The sequence below is a fragment of the Arenibacter sp. F20364 genome (assembly GCF_023015905.1).
In the GTDB taxonomy this organism is placed as follows: domain Bacteria; phylum Bacteroidota; class Bacteroidia; order Flavobacteriales; family Flavobacteriaceae; genus Arenibacter.
This window is the reverse complement of record NZ_JALKBD010000014.1, coordinates 107,271-131,010: the sequence shown is the minus strand read 5'-3', so window position 1 is coordinate 131,010 and position 23,740 is coordinate 107,271. Positions and strand designations below refer to the sequence as shown.

The following is a 23,740-nucleotide window of genomic DNA, read 5'->3' as shown; positions in this document are numbered from 1 at the left end:
TTATTTATTTACTTTCCACTGATAGGAATCATCCTTAAAAACTTCCTTTCCAAAAATAGGAACCTGATTTTTTATTTCCTCCACAACATGATGTAGGGCCTCAAAAACTTCTTTTCTATGGGGTGATGACACAAAAACAAACAGGCATATTTCTCCCGCGTTTACCCTTCCCGAACTGTGATAGATATGCATACAACTTAAGTTATATTTGGCAAAGGCAGCCTCCCTAATTTCGTGAAACTTTAGATTGGCCATTTCCTCATAGGCCGTGTATTCTATAGCGGCTACTTCCTGCCCGTCAATAAGATCTGCCCTTACTTGGCCCAAAAAAATATCGTGGGCGCCAATTGCGGTTTTGGATTGGTGCTTGGCAATGGAATTGGCAATAAACTCCGGGCTTATTGCACCTTCTACAAATACATTTTTGATTTTGCTCTTTTCCATGAAAAATACTTTAGTGCTAAGGTAATCAACATTCAGGAATTTTAGGGTATGAACCAAATGGATAGCATATCCGGCAGAGAACAATCTCCTATTTAACATAGGCATAACGGTAAAACCACTTAATTATGGCAATAGCGTCGCTGACTGCTGCTTCGAAATTACTTAGATAGATGGTCTGTTCGTTCAACAACAATTGGCAATCCTTTCTTTAAGGCAACATTAAGGTAGTGTTAAGACATCATTAAGGCCATTCACAGAAAACCTGACCCCGTTCACTTAAAATACAAAAATGGTATTGAACAAATGCCAATATTTGTGTAGGGTCCCAAACATGGGATGACACAACAATAACTCCCGGTTCGTGGAATTTGGCATAACCCTAGCTTAAAACCTATTTAGAGTTTCGTATTATGAATTTACAGACAACACACATCATTAATGACTTCGACAGTACTTCCTTAGAAGAGATGAACAGTGTTTCGTTGATGAAAAGGACCGACACTAAATTCATAATCCACGAAAAGGATATGACCGCGGTTTTAAAAAAAATTAGAGGCCAGTACAGGGTTCTGGAAATAGATGGGCGAAGGATGATGACCTATTCATCCCTGTATTTTGATACGCCATCCAAAAAATTCTACCATGACCACCATAACGGCAAGGTAAACAGGACAAAGATCAGAATCCGAAAATATGTTGAATCCGATCACTGTTTTCTTGAGGTGAAACAAAAAGATGGCAAGGGAAAGACCACTAAGACCAGAACCCCGATCCCTGATTTTGAAACAGATCTCTCCGATGGGTCCTTGAATTTTATACAGGAAGTAACACAAAGATCATTTGATCTGCAACCTATTATATGGAACAATTTCAATCGTATCACTTTAGTCAATAAAACGGCCAAGGAACGTTTGACCATTGATTTTAACCTTTCCTTTAAACTCAACGATTCAACCAAAATCTACGAAAACTTGGTGATTATAGAGGTTAAACAGGAACGTTTTAGTAGGACTTCTCCCGTGGTACGTCAATTAAAGGAAAAGCAGACGAATCCGTATAGCCTAAGTAAATATTGCATAGGGATGATAAGTATGTATCAGGACCTCAAGTACAATCGTTTCAAAGAAAAAATAATAAAAATCAATAAACTCACAGCTTAGCAGATGGAATTTTTAGAAATCCCCTTATTCGATGATGACTTTTTTAAGATGATATTTCGTTTTATTATAAACTTGATATTCTTAACCACCATCATACGCTTTATATACTATCCTTCCTCAAAACGAAAGGACTACGTTTTCACCTACTACCTCATAAGCATTATTGTATTTTTCCTCTGCTTTACCCTTAAAAAATACGAACTGGATATAGGAATGGCACTGGGATTGTTCGCCATCTTCGGGATCATCCGCTATCGCACCGACGCTATCGACATTAAGGAAATGACCTATCTGTTCGTGGTCATTGGCGTATCGGTAATCAACTCCTTAGCCAATAAAAAAATGAGCTATGCCGAAATAATTGGGGCCAATGTCCTAATTATATCAATACTGTACGCAATAGAAAGGTATTGGGCCTTAAAACAGGAAGAATCCAAATCTGTGGTGTATGAAAACATAGAAAATATAAAACCCGAAAATTACCAAATACTCAAAAGGGATTTGGAAAATAGAACGGGGCTACAAATCAATAAAATTACCATCGGCAAGGTCGATTTTTTAAAGGATACAGCCGAATTAACCATCTTTTATTTTAGGAACAACATATAAATCAAAAGTGCGAAAATTATGGAATTGATCAGGAAAGGATATACAGCTCACATGGTATTGTTGGCTACTTTGATGGCATCAACATTTGGCTTCTCGCAAACCGGGGATAATTCTGACTTGCAAAGTTGGAACACCTTGGGCCTGGAATATGAACCCAATAAAAAATGGTCTTTTGGACTGGAACAGCAGTTGCGTTTAGACGAGAATATGTCAGAAATAAGTGAATACTTCACACAATTGGAAACCAAATATGCTATTACCAAAAAGTTTGATATAGGTCTTGGGCTAAGATATATACGGGAAAACGATAATGAAGGCGATGTTCAAGGGTACGAAAACCATTTTAGGTTTAATGTAGATGCTTCCTATAAACATAAAATAAATAACTTGGAATTAAAATACAGACTGCGATATCAAAACAAAAATGAACTAGGTATCAGTACCTCAGAAGGTGATTATGCCAAACAATACCTTAGACTAAAGGCGGCTGTTGAATATGATTTCGATAAATGGAAATTGGATCCGAAATTTTCCGCTGAAATCTTTAATCGTTTTAAAAACGGTGATGTAGATCAATACAATAAATACAGATTAACCTTCGGCACTGATTACAAAATAAAAAACTTTGCCAAACTAGGGGTCCAGTACAGGTATGAAAAAGGTATAAATGTAGACATGCCCCAAACCACGCATATTATTGGATTGAAATATACCTACACCATCAAAAACAAGAAAAAATGAGAGCACTTGACCGTCTGCTGTTGATTTTTACAAGCAATAATCTTTTAAAAAACCATGACTCTCTAGATTGGCCAAAAGATTGTTCCAAATATGACCATAAACAGGATGGTGCCGCACCCCTGATTCAACTTTAATCAGGCAAGCCTTTATAACTATAGAAATGGATGTTTTTGTGCTTTAAACTTTAGTTGCTACAATAGTTAATCACAACCACTAATTCTCCTTGTCCTTCTTCTTTTTCTTCCTCCAAAGGATATAAAGGATGATCACTAGAATCGGCAGAATAATGAATACAATGACATCAAATGCACTTGTAAGGTCGATAGGACTATTGTCATCCGGGTTTCGAGTGCCTATAGGCAATTGTAGTAGTAAAGGATATAGTGTGTTTAACATTGCTTTTTTTGCTCTTTTACAATTTAAGAAATTTAATAGATCAATCCCTTTCAGTGGACAACCTAAAATTCACTTCATTTCAATAACAGGTAACGGAGATATATAATCTTTTCATAAGGCAGTAAACCATATACCTACTTTTTATTTGAAGGCCAATTCATTATTTCCTCATGTATCTTCTCAAGGGTTTGCTGTCTTCTCTTTGCAAGCCTATTTATTAGAGCACTAAAACTCTTTTTGTCATAGGTGGTGTCCATATCGTTTAATTCCGGGAAATTTGCGAGATAATTATCCCGTACGGCCAACCATTGCTTTTCCAAATGCGCATCATATTTTGAGGTTACTACCCCGCCATTATCAACGGGTTTACCAACCGCTTCATTTGAATCTTCACTAGGGTATCTATCTTGGTTAATTCCACGATTTTGTTGAACCTTATTATTCAAACCCTTGGAAGCGAACTTCTTATCTTGATTTTTATTTTCGCTAATCATTTGAATAAAATTTTAATATTAATTACCTATAAATTTAGTAAAGAGGACATTACTATCTTTGCTCTAACTGTTTAATAATTAACGTTATAAAGTTGTACAGCACATTTAAACATAAAAAATCCTTTTATTGCAGCAGTTCTATTTCAGGTTTAGAATTTCTACTTTTTTTATTCCCCCGCTATTTTTTTTGATCCAAGAATAAACCATAAATAGCTGCGGGTATAAAAGCAAAGAACTTTCCGCTCATGAAGTACTTCAAATAAATATTGACAATTTGGGAAGTCGGTCGTAATACATTCACGACACCCTGTGGCACAAGAAATAGTAGGTAAAACACCAAGAATCACTTCGATGACCCTCAGTACAGGCTCCAATTTAAAAGCTGGCGCTTTTGGCGCTGTGCACCCTTGGTTCGTGACCTCACCAAGAATCGAACTTCTTTTTGTGAGCCCCTTATTTTTAAGGGTTTCGCATTTTTTTAATTTCTAATGTTGACGATTTGTGAACTTTTTTCAGGATTTATCTTCCGTCATTACAAATGTAATCAAATGGATGTAAAAGGTATTGTTTAAAACTACCCTTGTTTAAAATCGAATAGTAATCAAGGTAAATTCCATCACTTATGAGTTAATCTGTGACTGAACTATCGCATTTACTGCGACCTCCTTATTTTTAGGGGATATTGTCGAACGTCGAAAACATCAATGATTTCAACTTGATTTTGGTCTTTGTTTACCCAGTAAATAATTTTATAATTTTTTTTGTAGATCAGATATCGAAAACCTTGCCCCCTGTCTTTTAATAATTCTTCGATTTGGCCAATTTCAGGTTGGATATTTAATTTAGAAGGCTCATTAAAAATTCCGTCCACAAGTTTTTTGGCTATACGATTACCTGCTTTTTTCTGATAATGTTTAAATATACTATGAAGTTGATCCTCGGCGAATCCCGTCCAAAATATTTCTAAACCCATTTGTCGATTTTGGCTTTTAAATCGCTTGCCTTGATTAGTCGCCCATTTTTAGAATCGTCCAGCGATTGATCAATTCGGTCATTAAACTCTTCAATCGTCAAAGGCTCAAACTCTTCGTTAGTTAAAGTTTTGGTTTCTTTGCTCAATATTTTTTCAAGATGGGATATGACCTCTTCGCTTTGTAATTTCAAAAACTCCTGTACAAACTTAATTTTTCTAGATTGTAGGTCCATTTTAATTAGCTTTTACTCAAAGATACAGAATTATTGAATTTGTGACCTAATCCTAATGATTTGATGATGGTTAAAGCTTTTGATTTGCCCAGACCATTTTTCCCCAAATCTTACCATGACTAACCTTGCGCCGGATCCTGTTTCGATTTTATAGGGTTCCGGTAGATAAGCGTTACATAAAATCGAAATAGGGCGCTTTATGCTATGATCCTTAATTATATTAGAAACATGTAAACAACTTATTTGCAGGTCATTTTAATTCTTATCCTTCTTCTTTTTCTTCCTCCATAGAATGTAAAAGATGATCATTAATACTGGCAGAATAATATATACAATGATATCAAATGCGCTTGTAAGATCAATGGGACTATTGTCATCTGGGTTTCGTGTGCCTATTGGCAATTGTAATAGTAAAGGATATAGTATGTTTAGCATTGTATTTTTTGAATGGCTGTTATGCAATTTACAAAATTAAGTAGACTGTCAACTTCAGGTTCATCGCTTTTTCTATTTTTTTTTAACCTTCTTTGCAACCATCGGGAGCAAAGCAAGATCGTCTTTGTGGCAACAAAGACACATCTTGAATTCCTTTCCCAACGGGTCAAAACTATTACGTGATCTACCGTGTTTAGACCTCAATAAATTACTTGTAAAAATGTGACTTTTTTCTGTATTTCGTATCTTAAAATAGGTTACTAGTGAAAAGAAAAAAAAGATTTGACTTGTTCCTTACAACCCAAAGTTTCTCTTACCGAATATCCGTAATACTGAATTAGCTTTATAATTATTTTTAACATGTGTCGATAAAATATAAAAAAATCGACATATATTTGTATTGTGTCGATATCATCGACATAGTTGTATTTATATGTCGAAATTATGTATAACCCAAAAGAACCGTATAACGATTTACCACTATTGCCTCCAAAAATAGAACTTGAAACTAAGAAGGTTCTGAAGCAAGCCATTGCGGCAACACGAGTACTGGCTGAGCTAAAAGGTAGGGCAAATGAGATTCCGAACCAATCCATGTTGGTCAACGCGATTACCTTACAGGAAGCGAAGGACAGTTCAGAAATTGAAAACATAGTTACTACCCAAGACAACTTATATCAGGCATTTTCGGCAAATATTCAAACTACGGATGCGCAGACCAAAGAAGTATTAAGGTACCGACAAGCCTTATGGGAAGGATATAGCAATTTGGATAAACGCCCACTTTCTACCAATACCTTTGTTTCCATTGTACAGACCATAAAAGAAAATAATGCCGGGATTAGAAAAACAACAGGCACCAGAATAACAAGTAATAATCAAACAATTTACACACCACCGGAAGGGGAAATCGTAATTCGTGACTTATTAAAGAATCTAGAAGACTTTATCCATTCAGAAAATGGCATTGATGATTTGGTGAGGTTAGCAGTAATGCACTACCAATTTGAGGCGATACATCCATTTCCCGACGGTAATGGAAGAACTGGACGGGTTTTAAATATTCTTTATATGGTGGAAAAAGGCCTGTTAGACGCACCAATTCTATACCTAAGCAAATACATTATTGAAAATAAAAACCAGTATTACATAAAACTCCGATCGGTTACTGAAAAGCAGGATTGGGAGGGATGGATTCTATTTATGCTTAGAGGGGTTGAAGAAACGGCTATTTATACTTTGAAAAAGATAAATGCCATTAATGACTTGATGCAGGAAACCATAGCCTTAGCAAAGGAAAAATTACCCTCCCGTGTATATTCCAAAGAGTTAATAGAATTGCTTTTTGAACAACCATATTGCAAAGTGAAATTTTTGGTCGATAAAGATATTGCGAAACGCCAAACCGCAGCAGAATATTTACATGAATTAGAAAAAATAGGTATTCTTAAATCGAAGAAAGTAGGTGTTGAAAATTTATATCTGAATAAGCAATTGTTTGAAATAATGAAACAATAAGAATTAAAGAACCAACTTTGGAAATCTTATTTAGGAAACATTGAAGATGCCCTGTGCCAATGTGACTATTCCGTGCATTCTGTTTTGTAAATAAGGTTGCTTGTGAAAAGAAAAAAAGATATGGTCCTTTTGAAACTAATAACAGGTTTATCTTGCTGAAAAACTTTATATAAAAGCAGTCCGTTTAATCTGGGCACTCCCGAAGTGGTTTGCCCGCTATTAAGTTTATTAAATACATTGAAAGAGGCTTGGGTTTCTGACCTGAAAGGACTCAGGAACCAAGCTTCTTTGACCGATGTCCGGGTGGGAAAGTGCCCGAGTTTTGCCAGCGCCTTTTCGATGGGAAAATCCCGGGCTGTTTCACACCGTGTACTAAATGTTTTTTTTCTTTTCATCAGCCGGTTCTTTTGTTGGGTTTTCTCTTACCTTCTTACCTAAGTCCCTGTTTATAAAGGTTAAGGGCCTAGGTAGTTATGATTTTAATGTTACCCATCCTACCCTAAAAGGTAGGTTAGGTAATACCTAGGTAACCAAAGGTTAATGTATCCTACCTAGAGGTAGCTCCCGCTGTTGGGGAGGTCATGGTCCATTAGGTAACTAGGTAGGTGCTTATGCACTTTTTCTAAACTTCCATCTCCAGAGGGCTATCAATAAATACAGGTTTTGCCAGATACCCATAGACCTGCCGCTTGGGATGTTTTACCCTTTGGAAGTTGAACCCGGACAGTGCCCGCCCTAGGTTGATCTGGTTCAGTCTCAGATTGAGGTGCCTTAACTTCACCAACACGTCCGAGGCTGTCACGAAATCCACTATGTCGTTGGATTTTTCAAAGTATTTGGAGACCAGTTCCTCCTCGGTGGTCAATTTGGTGTATTTTTTATTGCGCTCCTCGTTCTCCAAAATATCGGTCAAGGTGAGCTCCGGATTGAAATTGGGATCATGATAGGCGAGATGGTATGCCTGCATCCAGACGTCCTTGATCTCCATTTCCTTGGAATAGGAGAAATCGATCCTGTCCTTGAGTTCGAAGCAAAGCCACCGTACCGATCCCGTCTCGTCGTTCAGAAAGGAGGACATATTGGTGGAGCCTAAAAAAGAACAGATCCTGGGAAGGGTCGTGTTCTTCCTGTCGTAGGGCAATCGTTCATAATCTTCTAATCCTTTTCCGTTTGTCTGTCAGTTTGGTTATTGCAATTAAAATTCTCAATAAGATCCGTTTTCTAATTCCGATATGCCAATTTCGTTATCTACTTCCAATTTCTCCCTTAACAATTGCATATCATCGGATACCTTTCTCTCGATCACCTTAGCGTAAATTTGAGTTGTTGCCAGTTTGGTGTGGCCCAACATTTTGGAAATGGTTTCAATGGGCACCCCATTTGTCAGGGTGACAGTTGTTGCGAAGGTGTGTCTCGCCATGTGAAAGGTAAGGTTCTTATGGATTCCTGCCGGCTGTGCTATTTCTTTTAAATACGCGTTCATTTTTTGATTTGAAATTTTCGGGAACAAGGTGCCATTGATCATAGACCGTTTATCGTTCATGTAATGTTTTATCAAGTCGAATGCTTTTGATAGCAGCGGGATTTTGACCGCATTTCCCGTTTTTTGTCTTTTGGTAATAATCCAATAGGTTTTATCCATTCCCAAAACAACACTTTGCTTGGTCAGTAGCATTAAATCCGCATAGCTGATGCCAGTATAACAACTGAATATGAACAGATCCCTTACCGTTTTTAACCGTTCAGAATCAATACTTAATTGCTCCAAGCTCTCCAGCTCTTCGGCAGTTAGGAATCCCCTGTGAGTGGGCACCAATTTTTGTTTGAATTTACGGAAAGGGTCCTTGTCTATCCATTCAATGTTGTAGGCCAGGGTAACCATTCTACGAAGTCGCTGTATATGTTTCATTACTGCATTGTTCCCTATTTGCTGTTGATAGTGTCTTGGGGTATGGCCTCGTAGGAAACTTTCAAAATTCAGGATAAACTGGTAGTCAAGTTCCGCCAGCTCCATGTTGTCCACCTTGTATTCTTTTTTTACAAAAAGTAGGATATACTTTTGGCTAATGAGATAAAGCCGGGAAGTATTATGGTGTAGTTTGTGGAACATCTTGGTATTGTGGTAATTGATAATATCCTTTAAGGTGTAATGCACTACTTTGGCATCCCCAAGGAATTTGGATTTGATTATCTGGGGAGTGATACGCCTATCCTCTGCCCTTAATTCCTGATAGCATTGGAAGAGTTTGGAATGCACCTCGTTCAAGTACTGATTGAGGTCCCTTGCATTTTTGCCCGTTCCCTTTATCCGTTGCTTCTGAGGGCTCCAAAGCTGTGTATCAATTCTCATTTTAAGGCTAATGTTGAGCTTTTTCCCATCTACGGTTATCCTAGCGTAGAGTGGCGCCAGGTTGTTCTTTGTTCTTTTAGCGTATATCCAGAATAGGATAGAAAATGTTGTGGTAGAGCGCATAACAATCATCTTTAAGTTAAACTTAATTGAAGACGAAAGTCAAATCACCAGCAAAAAGTTCATCTTAGAACTTGAAAACAAGTAGTTTCAAGTTACGAAAACATTTAGAGAAAAATGTTGACGATTTGTGAACTCCATCGTTTGATATCAAATGATGCCATTTGATATCAAAAAATACCTAAAACACTGTAAATCAGCTTAATTTGTAATAAATTAGGCTACTTTAAATGTTAAAAAGTGACCTCACCAAGAATCGAACTTGGATCTAAAGTTTAGGAAACTTCTATTCTATCCGTTGAACTATGAGGCCATTCGCAGTTCAATATCTAAAACCGCGGGTGCAAAAGTAAAATTTATTTGATAAAAAAACTCGATACTTTATGGATAGTTTTTGAATAATTGCAATGGACTGCGATTTTTCGATGCCTTGCAACCTTAGAACAGCCCAAAAATTCCGTTTTTAAGCTTCAAAATTCCACATTTACTCACCAATATCCCCATTTGTTAAAAAATTGGATTTATAACAGCAGTATGGAGATAATTTTTTACATTGCTTGCTTAAACGTTTAAATTAATCTAAATAATTCATCCAAACCACTCATGCAAAACCGGAAATATACCCTTGGGGTCGACTATGGAACGGATTCCGTAAGGACCATGATAATAGATACCAGCAATGGCAAAATTATGGGTCAGGCCGTTGCCTTATACGAAAGATGGGGCAAAGGCATGTACTGCCAACCGGAAACCAACCAGTTTAGACAACACCCCTTGGATTACATTGATGGCCTAAAAAAAGCCGTCAAAGAGGCCATAGCTCCACTTTCCCAAGAAGTCATAGACGGTATAGCCGCTATTTCCGTGGCCACCACCGGCTCAACGCCAATAGCTATTAACCAGGAGGGAACCCCCTTGTCAATGCTCCCGGGATTTGAAGAAAATCCAAACGCCATGTTTATCCTATGGAAAGACCATACAGCCGTTGGGGAAGCCAAAGAAATCAACGCATTGGCACACCATGAAAATGGAATTGACTATACCAAATACAGTGGAGGGGAATATTCCTCGGAATGGTTTTGGGCCAAGATCCTACACACCCTGAGAGTAGACAAAACCGTCCGCCAAGCGGCCTTCTCATGGATAGAACACTGCGACTGGATTCCGGCCCTTCTTACAAGAAATACCGACCCCCTAAAATTAAAAAGAAGCAGGTGTGCGGCAGGGCACAAAGCCATGTGGCACCCCGAGTGGGACGGATTACCTCCCGACGCATTTTGGACAGAGTTGGACCCTCTATTGACCGGATTAAGGGATAGGTTATATACCGATACCTACACTTCCGACCATGCCGTGGGTACAATTTCCGCGGAATGGGCAGAGCTACTTGGCTTGCCCGAAGATGTCATCATCGGCACCGGATCTATTGACGCCCATATTGGGGCCATTGGCAGTGCCATAAAACCATATCATATGGTGAAAGTGATAGGTACCTCTACCTGCGATATGATAGTTGCTCCCACAGAGGAAATAGGAAAAAAGGCTATCCGCGGTATCTGTGGACAGGTAGATGGCTCCATAATTCCAAACATGATAGGGCTGGAAGCCGGACAAGCCGCCTTTGGCGATCTTTATGCCTGGTTTAGGGAGTTGTTGCTATGGCCCGCAAACAAAATTATAGGGAACAGCAACTTAATGGAGGCAGAAACCAAAGCCAAATTAATGGAAGAAATGGCCGATGGCATCCTTAACGAATTGACATTGGCCGCCAGTAAAATAGAAATCGACACCTCTGGAATAATTGCGCTGGACTGGATGAACGGCAGGAGAACGCCGGACTCCAATCAGAATCTTAAAGGCGCCATTCAGGGCCTGACCTTGGGAACTACGGCCCCGCACATCTTTAGGGCCTTGGTAGAGGCCACGGCTTTTGGTTCCAAAAAAATAGTGGAACAATTCCAAGCAGAGGGAGTCCGTATAGACGGCATTATCGCCATTGGCGGGGTGGCCCAAAAGTCGGAATTCGTAATGCAGATCCTGGCCGATGTCCTAAACTTTCCCATTCGGATAATTAAATCGGAACAGACCTGTGCCCTTGGTGCAGCCATGGCAGCAGCGGTAGCCTCGGGAATCTATAAGACCTTTCTTGAAGCACAAAATGCAATGGGCAGCGGATTTCAAAAAGAATACCTCCCCATCCCGGAAAATGTCAAAAAATATATGGAGCTGTATGAACAATACGGCACCTTGGGCGACTTTATAGAAACCCAAGAATTACAGAAAGTCTAAAAGATAAAATTCAATACACAAAAATTAAAGTAATGCAAAACAAACACAACCATCTAGGAGCAATACCCAAAGTAGGGATAAGACCTGTAATCGATGCCCGTCTGGGCGGTATAAGGGAATCATTGGAACAGACCACCATGGCCATGGCCGAACGTGTGGCCAATTTCCTTTCCAACAACCTAAGAAACTATAACGGCAGCAGGGTAGAATGCGTTATTGCCGACACTACCATTGGCAGGGTCCCGGAAGCACAGAAATGTGAGGAAAAATTCCTTAGGGAGGGCGTAGGACTTTCCATTACGGTAACTTCTTGCTGGTGCTACGGCACCGAGACCATAGACATGAATCCAACCCGACCAAAAGCCATCTGGGGCTTCAACGGTACCGAAAGACCCGGTGCGGTTTACCTAGCCGCCGCCTTGGCCGGCCATGCCCAAAAAGGAGTCCCGGCCTTTAGCATCTATGGTAAAGAAGTACAGGACGGCGACGATGAAAACATTCCCGAGGACGTACAAAAACTGTTGCTGCAATTTACCAAAGCCGGACTGGCCGTAGCAATGATGAACGGAAAGTCTTACCTATCCATAGGCTCTGTGTCCATGGGAATTGCCGGATCTATTGTAAATGAGAGCTTCTTTCAGAACTACTTGGGCATGAGGAACGAATATGTGGATATGAGCGAGGTTAACCGCCGTATGCAACTCGGAATATTTGATCCCGAAGAATTTGAAAAAGCCCTAAAATGGACCAAAGAGCATTGCAAAGAAGGTAAAAACTACAATGCGAAAGAAATACAGAAATCCAGGGAGCGTATGGATGAAGAATGGGAGACCGTGGTAAAAATGACACTTATCTCACGCGATCTTATGATCGGCAATCCCAAATTGGCTGCATTGGGCTTTGGGGAAGAGTCCCTGGGTCACGGTGCCATAGCCGCCGGATTCCAAGGACAACGACAGTGGAACGACTATATGCCGAACGGGGATTTTATGGAAGCCATACTAAACTCCTCCTTTGATTGGGGCGGAATTCGCCCCCCCTATATGATGGCGACCGAAAATGACAGCCTAAACGGCATCTCCATGCTATTTGGCTATCTACTTACCAACCAGGCCCAGATGTTTTCGGACGTTAGGACCTTTTGGAGTCCGGCTTCCGTAGAAAGGGTAACCGGCCATAAACTACAAGGTAAGGCGGCCAATGGAATAATACACCTCATCAATTCCGGTTCATCAACACTGGATGGTACCGGACAACAGAAAATAGATGGGAAACCCGCTATGAAACCCTTCTGGCAAATTTCGGAAACCGAAGCGGAAAAATGCTTGGAAGCCACAGATTGGCCACCGGCTATGTACGAATATTTTGGAGGTGGAGGATACTCCTCCCATTTTGTCACCAAAGGCGAAATGCCCGTAACCATGTGCAGGATCAACGTGATAAAAGGCCTCGGACCGGTTATGCAAATCGTGGAAGGATGGACGGTAGATCTTCCTGAGGAAATACACAACACTTTGGATGCAAGGACCAATCCAACCTGGCCCACCACTTGGTTTGCACCGAGATTGAACAATGACCAAGCATTCAAGGGTGTGTACAGCGTTATGAACAATTGGGGAGCAAATCATGGAGCTTTCAGTTATGGGCATTATGGGGACGAAATAATAACACTCTGTTCCATGCTCAGGATTCCGGTAAATATGCACAATGTTGAACCCGAACGTATTTTTAGACCCAAGGACTGGGCTTCGTTCGGCATGGATCAGGAAGCTGCCGATTACAGGGCATGTAAGAATTACGGCCCGCTTTATTAATGAAAAACGTAAGTTCGATAGATTTTTAATTGTTGATCAAATGTTCTAGATAATGTTGTCCGGTCAAGGGATCATACAAAAAAATCTCAAGCGACTAAAATTGCACTATTTCAAAACATTGATTTTAGGACGCATAATAAAGACGACACTGGCAGAGAAATAGTTGAAGGTTTCTAGATCGTCATTTCGAATGAATATGAGAAATCGCACAACTAGCTCCCAACCTGTATGTGCGACTTCTCGTCGTCCCGAAAAGGGACTCTGTCGAAGTGACTACCGTTGACCAGTCGAAATTAGTGATTGAAATAATTTTCAAGCAGCCAATATGATATTATTTTATATCATTGGTTTTAAGGTGTTTATCAAAATTGTTAAAGATAGATTGCGGAAGGTAAGCTATAGGAGACAAAAACATTAATTTTAATTATTTAATACGCGTTGATATGTATTTTATTTTAAATCAAACTTATATTGAAAGGAATCATGACGGCTAATAACAACATTCGTATTCTATATATTGGGTATTAAAATTCAGACCGAAGCCATCAAATAACATACACAATGAGAACAGAATTCACCTTGGTTACACTACTTATATCAATGTTCATGTTTACCAATTTCTATGGCCAGGGTGCCCTAGAAAATATTAAACATGTAAAAGTCTATTATGAACCGGGCATGTTCGGCGGCTGGCCGGCCAACCATGGGGTGTGGAATTGGGGCGATGAGATTTTGGTTGGTTTTTCCAAGGGTCATTACAAGGATTTGGGACCCGAGCGTCATAATTTCGACAAGGAAAATCCGGAGCTACATGTGCTGGCACGAAGTCTTGACGGAGGTGAAACATGGAAGTTGGAAGACCCTGGTGTTGGGGATGGAGACCTTGTGGTTCCCGATAACGGAAGTTATCATGGCCTCATAAGAAAAGATGTTAAAGCACCTGAGCCGATTCCAGCCGAACAAATAGATTTCACCCATCCCAATCTGGCTTTCACTGTACGTATGACGGACCACCACGGCGCCGAATCCCGTATTTGGTATTCCTATGACAGAGGAAAGGACTGGAAGGGCCCATTTGGTCTTCCCAATTTTGGAACACCGGGTATTGGGGCACGGACCGACTATATCATTGATAGCAGAAATGAGTGCATGCTTTTTCTTAACGCAGCAAAGGCCAATGGAAAAGAGGGTCGGGTTATGGGTGTAAAAACTATCGACGGGGGGGAAAATTGGAACTTCGTTTCTTGGATAGGTCCGGAACCTGATGGTTTTTCAATTATGCCCGCATCCGTTAGAATATCCGATACGGAAATATTGGTCACCACTCGCAGAAGGGAAGAATCTGGCCGATTTATAGATGCCTATCTTTCCCAAGACAATGGTGCAACTTGGCAACCCTTGGCCAACCCGGTGGAGAATTGTGGCCAGGGCAATCCCCCCGCCATGGTAAAAATGAAAGATGGAAGAATTTGCCTGATCTATGGATACCGGGCCCTGGAAGAGGACATCAAAAACAATCGGGACAAGAGCGAGATCAGGGCCAAAATTAGTAAGGACAATGGTAAAACATGGAGCAAAGATTATGTGCTGCGCGATGACGGTTCGGGAAAAGACTTGGGCTACCCACGGGTAGTACAACGGCCAGATGGTAAAATAGTATCCCTCTATTATTTTATGGACAAGGAAACAGGTCCCGAACGCTATATTGCGGCAACCATTTGGGATCCTCCATCAATTGAAGAATAAAGTTCATTATTTTAACCATACAAACTAAGTTATAAATCCCCCATTTATTGATTGTCAAATAGATAAAACAAAAATCACCATGAAAAGCATTTACTATTATTTAACCGCACTTACCTTTATCATTTTCTCATGTAAGGATAAGGCTGAAAAAACCACTCCGACCGAAGCGGTTAAAAGCAGCAACGACATCACCGGAAATTTTACCTTACCTCCCTTGGCCCAACTAGGTCAAGGAGCCTATCTAAGTGGAGAGCTTATCTACCCCTTGGACAATAAGCCCACTCCGGAATGCCACGCCTCTACCATAGTGGAAACCCCCACTGGACTGGTAAGTGCTTTTTTTGCGGGTACCCATGAAAAAAATCCCGATGTCGGGATCCGGGTTTCCAGAATGGTGGATGGTAAATGGACCTGGCCGAAAGAAGTTGTAAATGGGGTGCAAAACGACACTTTGCGTTACCCCCTATGGAATCCGGTGCTATTTCAGCCTAAGGAAGGACCACTCTTGTTGTTTTATAAGGAGGGACCGGACCCAAGGACTTGGTGGGGCATGTTAATGACCTCGTCAGATGACGGAAAAACGTGGTCCAAACCGGAAAAAATGGGAATGGACGAAAAAATTGGTCATTTGTTGGGCCCCGTCAAGAACAAGCCTATTCAATTGGAAGACGGCACTATCATTAGCCCTTCTAGTACAGAGATTAAATTGGAAGATGGCGATGTGGATTGGATGGTACATTTTGAAATAAGCAAGGACAATGGTAAAACCTGGGAAGTAGTAGGACCTATTAATGACGGGAAGGAGTTTGATGCAATTCAGCCCAGTATACTTACCTATCCCAATGGGAAAATGCAGGTATTGTGCAGAACAAGGCAAAATGTAATTTCCCAAAGCTGGTCAGAGGATCAAGGCAAGACCTGGAGCAAAATGACGGCTACCGAACTTCCCAATCCCAATTCGGGAACCGATGCCGTAACCCTGACAGATAACAGGCAATTACTTATATACAATCACACCACAAAGGAAGGGGAAGAGCCCAAAGGCAGAAATATGATAAATCTGGCCATTTCCGATGATGGCATCAATTGGGAACCCGTTATGACCTTGGAAAATGTACCGGCAGAGTCTGGCTATTCCTATCCGGCCATTATACAGACTTCGGATGGCTTGGTGCACATCACCTACACCTACCTAAGACAGTCCGTAAAACATGTGGTCATAGACCCTAAGCAGTTGTAGTTAGTAAAAGATAAAAAGAAGAATGGATAGTACGGGAACGCTTTTTATAACCAAGAAATGAAGATGAAAAATTTGAAGGGTTTAGTAAAATTGTATTTCACTACTGCTCTAATGCTGTTGTTTACAATTTCCATCATGTTCTTTGGTTGTAAAGGGAGTAAAACCATAGATTATCCAGATCCGGTTACCAATCCAAGTTCCAAACTGATGCTAGAAGGAGATTGGCTAAAGGACCCCCATCAAATTTATTTTGATGAACTTCCCAAGATCCCTCTGCAGCATGCTGTGGTAAGCGATGTTACCCCAGAGGGAGTTAACCAACACAATTATCTGGCCTACTATGACAATCGTTATTGGCTTATGTGGAGCGATGGCCCAGGGGTTGAGGACAGGGTGGGACAAGTTGTAAAATACTCCACCAGCACGGATGGCCTAAACTGGGAAAAACCAAAATTCCTTACCTCCTATCCTGAAGGTTCAGAGCCAGGATCTCCCCATTACAATACAAGAACGGATGAGGGCCTAAGGTGGATTTCAAGAGGATTTTGGGAATACAAGGGCGATTTTTTGGCCTTGGCCTCCTTGGACGAGGCCGCAGGTTTTTTTGGTCCCTCCCTAAGTCTACATGCCTTTAAGTGGAACAAAGAAAGCCAGAGCTGGGAACCCCATGGATTAGTTATGGAAAATGCAATCAATAATTTTCCGCCCAAGAAATTGCCATCGGGCGAGTGGCTAATGTCGCGCAGATCTTTTGATTATGTGGAAAGAGGGGTCGATTTTATGGTAGGGGCAGAAGAGCGTTTTAATCAGTGGGAAGTCTACCCAGTTTTTGGAACAAGTACACATCTGGAAGCGGAAGAACCTTACTGGTGGATCTTGCCCGACAATAAAAACCTAATGGCGCTTTTTAGGGACAATCGCAAAAGCGGGTACTTGTATCGCTCCTTTTCAACCGACAATGGCCGTACTTGGAGCTCACCTGTACAAACCAACTTTCCGGACGCAAGGTCCAAATTCCACGGCCTGCGGTTACAGGATGGGAGATATGTTCTTGTTTCCAATTCCAACTATAAAAAAAGGGACCCTTTAACCTTGGCCATCAGCGAAGATGGCATGGTATTTACAAAAATGGGGTATTTGGTTGGAGGAAGACACATAGATTACCCCCATGTGTTGGAACACAATGGATATCTATTGATAGCCTTTGCCGGAGATGCCAAACAGAAAATAGAAGTGGTAAAAGTGAAGGTCTCGGATTTGGATACGATCAAAATGAAATAGGTATTATAGTTGGCCTCCAAACTATGGGCCCATTTAAAATTAAAAATACCTTACCAAATAACATTATAAGCTTATTTATCATGAGGCACATTTTAAAAACAATTTCAGGTTCTCTGCTTATTCTATTTATCACCGCTCAGGCTTTGGCCCAAACGGAAACCGAAAAATTAAATGTGGTATTTATACTTGGGGACGACCTAGGTTGGTCAGACCTGAGTGGATACGGTAGCGATCTACATGAAACTCCTAATTTGGATCGTTTGGCCAAGCAGGGAATGAAATTTACAAATGCCTATGCCGCGGCTCCTATTTGCACTCCCAGCCGGGCATCCATAATGACGGGAAAATTTCCCGCGAGACTCCATATGACCACCTGGCATGAGAATTCAGGAACCCCAACCCCCAACAACAGGGATAAATTAGTACCTCCGGTTACCGTTGGTAATTTACCATTGGAAGAAACCACTATTGCCGAAGTCTTTCAAGAGGCCGGCTATTTCACGGCCCATGTTGGAAAGTGGCATTTAGGAGACGCCGCCCATTATCCACAAACACATGGATTTGAAGTTAATATTGGCGGAACAATGTGGGGAGCCCCGGACACCTATTGGTCGCCCTTTAGAGGGCAAAAATTTCAAAATGAGTATAGGTATATCCCAGATGTAGGGTCAGCGTCCACTGATGAAAAAAATAAGGCCCCCGCTTACCTCACCGATGCACTTACGGATAAGGCGGTACAGATCATAAAAGAAAACAGTAATACCCCATTTTTTCTAAACCTATGGTACCACACCGTGCATACCCCTATAGAGGGAAAGCCTAAATTGGTAGAGTACTATAAAAAAAAGGTTAAACCGGGCATGAAAGATCAGAATTATGAATATGCCGCCATGGTCTCCAGTTTGGATGAAAATGTCGGCCGGGTACTTAAAGCCATTACCGATGCCGGAATTGGTAATAATACTATTATTATCTTCTTTTCGGACAATGGTGGAAGAATTGGCAAATACAAGGACTGGGAGACAGTTGCCAACAACTCTCCTTTACGTTCAGGAAAAGGATCCTTATATGAAGGAGGAATACGGGAACCCCTAATTATAAAATGGCCAGGGATTACCAAGGCCGGAAGCCGCTGTGATTCCCCTGTAATTTCGAACGATTTCTTTCCCACTTTAATGGAAATTCCGGCATTGAAAAAGGCAAAAATAAAGCCCGACCAGAACGATGGAGTCTCGCTATTGCCCCTTTTGAAAAATCCAAAATCGCGCCTGGAAAGGCAGGCACTTTTTTGGCATTCTCCCCATTATTACACCACTACCTCCCCAGTTAGTGCCATTCGTGAACAGAATTGGAAACTGATACATTTCTTTGAGGACGACCATTTGGAACTTTTTGACCTGAACAAGGACTTGGGCGAAAAAAATAACCTTGCAGATACCTATCCTGAAAAGGCAAAAAAATTATATGAGGAGCTAAAAACCTGGCGTAAAGACATAGATGCCCAATTACCCAGTTTTAATCCTTTATATGTGCCAGGGAATTGGTAGGGCGAGGCTTAGCAGAAAATAATAATTTCAGATTTCGATAATTTCAAGATATAGCATCAAATAAAACCCTTTCCTGCTAGGGAATATGAAGATTGTTAAATTTAAACCACAATCAATAGGCTTCTTTCAAAATAAACCTACTTTCTTTTGAAATCAGGAAATAATTAATTATCATTGCTTAATCGATAAAGCAAAAATTAACAGTCTGAAAATCCATTTTTTTAATACGATTCATTAATCCTCTGTTTTGACATTATAGCAAATTGAGGAATTTACAATTAACCAACACTAAAGTAGCGCGAATATCCTACTTTTAAAGCTTATACCATATAAACCTAATTAGCCAACACCAATGAACAGTTTAGATTTAATCGTATTCTTCATTTACATAGGGGGCATAGCTCTTTTCGGAGGCTCATTTTTCAAAAAGAGCAGAACTTCCTCTTCCTACACCATGGGCAACAACGACATCCCGGGATGGGTTGTGACCATGTCCATTTTTGCCACCTTTGTAAGTAGCATAAGTTACCTTGCACTACCGGGAAACGCCTATCAATCCAATTGGAATGCTTTGGCATTTAGCCTGTCGCTTCCCATTGCCTCCTTGATTGCCGTAAAATATTTCGTTCCCCTATATAGAAAGATCAACAGTCCCTCAGCCTACACCTATATGGAGCAACGCTTTGGGGCTTGGGCCCGAATCTATGTATCCTTGTGCTATCTATTGACCCAATTGATGAGGATAGGAACCATTTTGTACCTATTGGCCCTTACCCTGAATGCAATTGTAGGTTGGGATATGGTTACCATAATTATTTTTACCGGCCTGGTTGTATCCATTTACTCCATGTTGGGCGGAATTACGGCCGTATTATGGACCGATGCCATCCAAGGTATTATTTTAATAGTTGGTGCTCTGGTCTGTGTTGGTTTTATTCTCTTTAATATGCCGGAAGGTCCAGGACAGGTATTTAGCATAGCAGCTGAAAACGATAAGTTAGGACTGGGAAGTTTCAGTCTTAGCCTCACCGAACCCACTTTCTGGGTGGTACTCGTTTACGGTGTATTCATCAATTTACAAAATTATGGTATAGATCAGAATTATGTGCAGCGCTATATGGCCTCGAAATCGGATAAGGAAGCCCAAAAATCGGCACTGATAGGCGGTCTGATCTATCTGCCCATTTCCGCTGTATTCCTTTTTATAGGAACCTCGCTTTTTGCCTACTACCACTCTGCCGCCACTTTGCCACTAGAGTTGCAGGATATCAATAAAAGCGACAGTGTATTTCCTTATTTCATAGTAAATGCCTTGCCTGCTGGTATAACGGGCTTAATGATCGCCTCCATCTTTGCGGCAGGAATGAGTACCATATCAACAAGTTTTAATAGTTCGGCAACCGTTTTTCTAACGGATTATTACAATAAATACTTTAAGAAGACCGCATCGGACAAGGAAGGAATGCGAGTACTCTATATTTCATCAGCTATCATTAGCGTTATCGGGATTGTTATCGCCATAGCCATGATCAACGTAAAAAGTGCCTTGGATGCCTGGTGGAAACTCTCTTCCATTTTCAGTGGGGGCATGCTGGGGCTACTTCTGCTAGGCCTTTTTTCAAAAACGAAAAATGTAAAGGGAGCCCTTATAGGGGTATTGGCAGGTATAATGGTTATTATCTGGATGAGTCTTTCCGGCACCCTTTTTGGCGAGGATTCACTGGGAGCCTCCTTCCACACCTATTTAACCATAGTATTTGGGACAGCGGCCATCTTTATAGTAGGCTTCATAATATCTATAATCAACAAGAATACCGATGAAATCTATGAGAATTAAATAAGTAAGTAGTTATATGGGATTGAAAGGGCGCGACAATACGAATATGTAAACAAGTACCAAATAAGGTCGATTATCTCTATTCAGTATGAATTTCGTAATTTTAACATCTTAAAGATATTTAGCCCCAAACTTATAACTCACGTATTAACAACATATTACACAAAGAATTGGCGTCAACCCGCCAGTTTGAACCTAAGACGAAGATGAAACCTAAAACATCATTAAAGGATATCGCAAAAATTGTGGGTGTTTCCATACCCTTGGTTTCGTATGTTCTTAGCAATAAGGGGAAGGAAAATAGGGTATCCGAAAAGACCGCCAAAAGGATAAGACAGGTGGCCAAGGAACTGAACTATCATCCCAACTGGAATGCACGGAGCCTTAAAACCAATAAAACCAGGTCTATTGGAGTTATTGTGGCCGATATTTCCAACCCGTTTTTCTCCCATTTGGCCCGAACTATAGAGGACGAAGCATTTTCACAAGACTATACGGTGATATTTGGCTCATCGGACGAAAAGGTGGAAAAATTCAACAAGGTTTTGGATTTTCTTAAAATGAGGCAGGTCGATGGCTTTATCATCGCGGCCCCCGAGGGATCCAAAGATATTATTTCCGATTTGGCAAAAGCAGGGATTCCCTTTGTGCTTATAGATAGATTCTTCAATGACCTTAACACCAATTATGTCACCGTAGACAATTATAAGGCCTCTATGCAGGCCACCAATTATTTGCTTGGAAAGGGAAACAAGAAAATTGGAGCTGTACTTTATGACTCCACCTTGCACCACTACCAAGAAAGACATCAGGGCTACGCAGAAGCTCTTAAACAGGCTGGATTGCCCGTGGATACCGAATTGATAAAAAAAATTAATCACGGGTCCTTAAAAGCCGATATGAAAAATGTTGTAAAAGAATTGATACAGGATGCCGGAGTGGATGCCATCTATTTTCACACCAATACCTTGGCAGAGGAAGGACTGACCCAAATGCTGGGCTTGGACAGAAAGATACTTAAGAAGGTGGATGTGGTGGTATTCGACCAAAATTCGTCCTACAATTTCTTGGAAGACCCTATCCCATATCTTCATCAACCCATAAAGGAAATAGGGCAAAAAGCATTGCGTATCCTCATAGAACAGATCAAGGAGCCTACCCAAGAGCTACAACAGATATCTTTTGATACCAGATTGGAAAGTAGTAGTTCATTGGAACCCAAAAAGAATTAGGGTCCCAACGCCTACTAACCCATTAATCTCCTCAAAGAAAAGAACTCCTAAATAATGTGATTGGGGAAATCCTTTACCTCTTCACAGCAGATTTGCTCCATTACCTGTTGTAATTCTGTTTTTAAAAGTGAAATAGTATGGTCCCCACCTTTAGCACCCAATGCTGCCACGCCGTACATAAAGGAACGCCCCATAAAGGTAAATTCGGCACCACTTGCCATAGTTCTGGCAATATCCGGACCGCCCCTTAGGCCACTATCCATCATTACCTTAATTTGGTCTCCATATTTTGCCGCTATTCTAGTCAAAGGTTTTATAGTAGATTCGCCAGCATCCAATTGCCTACCCCCATGATTGGAAACAATTATACCATCCAATCCCAATTTGATAGCACTTTCCGCATCGGCCTCGTTGGCAACTCCCTTGATCACCAATTTACCCTTCCACATATCCCTAATAGGCTTTATTTTCTCCTCATTTAGCCTCCCTGAAAAGGTTTGATCCATAAATTTACCAAGCTGTGCCAAATCCAGTCCTTTAGGCATGTACGGTTTAAGGGTTTCAAAATTTGGTTGCCCGTGGATTAGGGTCCTCATAGCCCAATTTGGTTTGCCCAATATCTGAAGTATATTCTTCACTGACATTTTCGGAGGCATGGCTAATCCGTTCCTTATATCCCTGGGACGGAAACCAAAGGTGGGTACATCGGCCAAAATCACCAGTACCGGACATTCAGCAGCTTCGGCCCTTTTTATAATATCGTTTCTAACGCTATCTTCGGTAGGATGGTAAAGCTGAAACCAGGCCCTCCCCTCGGTTATCTCGCTTATACGTTCGATACTACTTGTAGTCACCGTACTTAAAATAAAGGGAATATTATGCTCAAAGGCCGATTTAGCCAATATTTCCGGGGCATTGGGCCACATTAATCCTTGGAGTCCCACTGGAGCAATTCCAAAAGGGGCGTCATACACATGTCCGAACAATTCGGTCTTCATACTGGATCCAGTATGTTTACTAAGGTAATAAGGCAGTAGCTCTATCTCTCTAATTTCAGAGGTATTCTTATGTAGGTTTACATCTTCATTACAGCCTCCATCCAAGTACTCAAAAGCGAACTTGGGAATCCTTTTTTGGGCTTTGTTCCTTAAATCGACAACAGATGGATATTTGCTGTTGATCTTTATTTCTTTTTTTTTCTCCATGGCATTTTAATCTGCAATTGTTCTTGAATGTTTTTCTTTTGTTTTCCTGCTCCCTAATTAATATTACATAATCTGA

At 40.7% G+C, this 23,740-nt stretch carries 20 protein-coding genes, 1 tRNA gene and 1 pseudogene; 13 read left to right on the top strand and 9 right to left on the bottom strand.

The annotated features are described in order from the left end of the window. Entirely contained in the window at positions 1 to 444 is a 444-nt protein-coding gene (locus MWU84_RS13240) for a molybdenum cofactor biosynthesis protein MoaE (protein WP_031442010.1), read from the bottom strand. A 410-nt stretch (positions 445 to 854) separates the two neighbouring features. Between MWU84_RS13240 and MWU84_RS13235 the strand changes: the two genes are divergently transcribed. The 4 genes from MWU84_RS13235 to MWU84_RS13220 are packed head-to-tail and all read left to right on the top strand — an operon-like array spanning position 855 to position 3,088. After that, positions 855 to 1,604: a polyphosphate polymerase domain-containing protein gene (locus tag MWU84_RS13235; protein ID WP_246902013.1), complete on the top strand. Its 750-nt coding sequence runs from the start codon at positions 855 to 857 to the stop codon at positions 1,602 to 1,604. 3 nt (positions 1,605 to 1,607) lie between these two features. Continuing rightward, complete coding sequence (locus MWU84_RS13230) at positions 1,608 to 2,213, top strand: DUF4956 domain-containing protein (protein WP_246902012.1); 606 nt, start codon at positions 1,608 to 1,610, stop codon at positions 2,211 to 2,213. 18 nt (positions 2,214 to 2,231) lie between these two features. Next, positions 2,232 to 2,954, top strand: a complete 723-nt coding sequence (locus MWU84_RS13225; RefSeq protein ID WP_246902010.1) for a DUF2490 domain-containing protein — start codon at positions 2,232 to 2,234, stop codon at positions 2,952 to 2,954. After that, positions 2,951 to 3,088: a hypothetical protein gene (locus tag MWU84_RS13220; protein WP_246902009.1), complete on the top strand. Its 138-nt coding sequence runs from the start codon at positions 2,951 to 2,953 to the stop codon at positions 3,086 to 3,088. The genes MWU84_RS13225 and MWU84_RS13220 overlap by 4 nt, the downstream gene beginning before the upstream one ends. A gap of 79 nt (positions 3,089 to 3,167) precedes the next feature. On the opposite strand, the gene MWU84_RS13215 is transcribed toward MWU84_RS13220, so the two are convergent. From MWU84_RS13215 to MWU84_RS13200, 4 genes are all read right to left on the bottom strand, one after another. Next, on the bottom strand, positions 3,168 to 3,350 hold the full coding sequence (locus MWU84_RS13215) for an adenylosuccinate synthetase (protein WP_246902008.1): 183 nt from the start codon (positions 3,348 to 3,350) through the stop codon (positions 3,168 to 3,170). A gap of 134 nt (positions 3,351 to 3,484) precedes the next feature. Further along, positions 3,485 to 3,844: a hypothetical protein gene (locus MWU84_RS13210; RefSeq protein ID WP_246902007.1), complete on the bottom strand. Its 360-nt coding sequence runs from the start codon at positions 3,842 to 3,844 to the stop codon at positions 3,485 to 3,487. A gap of 652 nt (positions 3,845 to 4,496) precedes the next feature. Beyond that, on the bottom strand, positions 4,497 to 4,817 hold the full coding sequence (locus MWU84_RS13205; protein WP_215947837.1) for a type II toxin-antitoxin system RelE/ParE family toxin: 321 nt from the start codon (positions 4,815 to 4,817) through the stop codon (positions 4,497 to 4,499). Next, entirely contained in the window at positions 4,808 to 5,050 is a 243-nt protein-coding gene (locus MWU84_RS13200; RefSeq protein WP_215947836.1) for a hypothetical protein, read from the bottom strand. Before MWU84_RS13200 ends, MWU84_RS13205 begins: the two co-directional genes overlap by 10 nt. An 879-nt stretch (positions 5,051 to 5,929) precedes the next feature. Between MWU84_RS13200 and MWU84_RS13195 the strand changes: the two genes are divergently transcribed. After that, positions 5,930 to 7,003, top strand: coding sequence for a Fic family protein (locus MWU84_RS13195; protein ID WP_246902005.1), 1,074 nt, complete (start codon positions 5,930 to 5,932; stop codon positions 7,001 to 7,003). A gap of 622 nt (positions 7,004 to 7,625) precedes the next feature. Here MWU84_RS13195 and MWU84_RS13190 read toward each other — a convergent pair. The 3 genes and pseudogenes from MWU84_RS13190 to MWU84_RS13180 all read right to left on the bottom strand — a co-directional run. After that, positions 7,626 to 8,147: pseudogene (locus tag MWU84_RS13190) on the bottom strand (VapE domain-containing protein); the annotation flags it as partial. Between the two features lie 60 nt (positions 8,148 to 8,207). After that, positions 8,208 to 9,476, bottom strand: a complete 1,269-nt coding sequence (locus MWU84_RS13185; protein ID WP_246902000.1) for a site-specific integrase — start codon at positions 9,474 to 9,476, stop codon at positions 8,208 to 8,210. Positions 9,477 to 9,714: 238 nt separating this feature from the next. Next, positions 9,715 to 9,786, bottom strand: a tRNA-Arg gene (locus tag MWU84_RS13180). A gap of 290 nt (positions 9,787 to 10,076) precedes the next feature. On the opposite strand from MWU84_RS13180, the gene MWU84_RS13175 reads away from it, so the two are divergent. From MWU84_RS13175 to MWU84_RS13140, 8 genes are all read left to right on the top strand, one after another. Then, positions 10,077 to 11,762 carry a ribulokinase gene (locus tag MWU84_RS13175; RefSeq protein ID WP_246901998.1) on the top strand — a complete coding sequence of 562 codons (1,686 nt, stop codon included), beginning with the start codon at positions 10,077 to 10,079 and terminating at the stop codon, positions 11,760 to 11,762. Between the two features lie 32 nt (positions 11,763 to 11,794). After that, on the top strand, positions 11,795 to 13,576 hold the full coding sequence (locus MWU84_RS13170) for an L-fucose isomerase (protein WP_246901995.1): 1,782 nt from the start codon (positions 11,795 to 11,797) through the stop codon (positions 13,574 to 13,576). Positions 13,577 to 14,137: 561 nt separating this feature from the next. Next, positions 14,138 to 15,322 (top strand): sialidase family protein, encoded by a 1,185-nt coding sequence (locus MWU84_RS13165; protein ID WP_246901993.1) that lies wholly within the window; start codon positions 14,138 to 14,140, stop codon positions 15,320 to 15,322. Between the two features lie 79 nt (positions 15,323 to 15,401). Next, complete coding sequence (locus MWU84_RS13160) at positions 15,402 to 16,562, top strand: sialidase family protein (protein WP_246901991.1); 1,161 nt, start codon at positions 15,402 to 15,404, stop codon at positions 16,560 to 16,562. A gap of 63 nt (positions 16,563 to 16,625) precedes the next feature. After that, positions 16,626 to 17,843: an exo-alpha-sialidase gene (locus tag MWU84_RS13155; RefSeq protein WP_246901989.1), complete on the top strand. Its 1,218-nt coding sequence runs from the start codon at positions 16,626 to 16,628 to the stop codon at positions 17,841 to 17,843. A gap of 80 nt (positions 17,844 to 17,923) precedes the next feature. Then, entirely contained in the window at positions 17,924 to 19,390 is a 1,467-nt protein-coding gene (locus MWU84_RS13150; RefSeq protein WP_246901986.1) for a sulfatase, read from the top strand. Positions 19,391 to 19,742: 352 nt separating this feature from the next. After that, complete coding sequence (locus MWU84_RS13145) at positions 19,743 to 21,227, top strand: sodium:solute symporter (protein ID WP_246901984.1); 1,485 nt, start codon at positions 19,743 to 19,745, stop codon at positions 21,225 to 21,227. 206 nt (positions 21,228 to 21,433) lie between these two features. Then, on the top strand, positions 21,434 to 22,459 hold the full coding sequence (locus MWU84_RS13140; RefSeq protein ID WP_246901981.1) for a LacI family DNA-binding transcriptional regulator: 1,026 nt from the start codon (positions 21,434 to 21,436) through the stop codon (positions 22,457 to 22,459). A gap of 47 nt (positions 22,460 to 22,506) precedes the next feature. On the opposite strand, the gene MWU84_RS13135 is transcribed toward MWU84_RS13140, so the two are convergent. After that, positions 22,507 to 23,664, bottom strand: coding sequence for an alpha-hydroxy acid oxidase (locus MWU84_RS13135; RefSeq protein WP_246901979.1), 1,158 nt, complete (start codon positions 23,662 to 23,664; stop codon positions 22,507 to 22,509). Positions 23,665 to 23,740 lie beyond the last annotated feature (76 nt).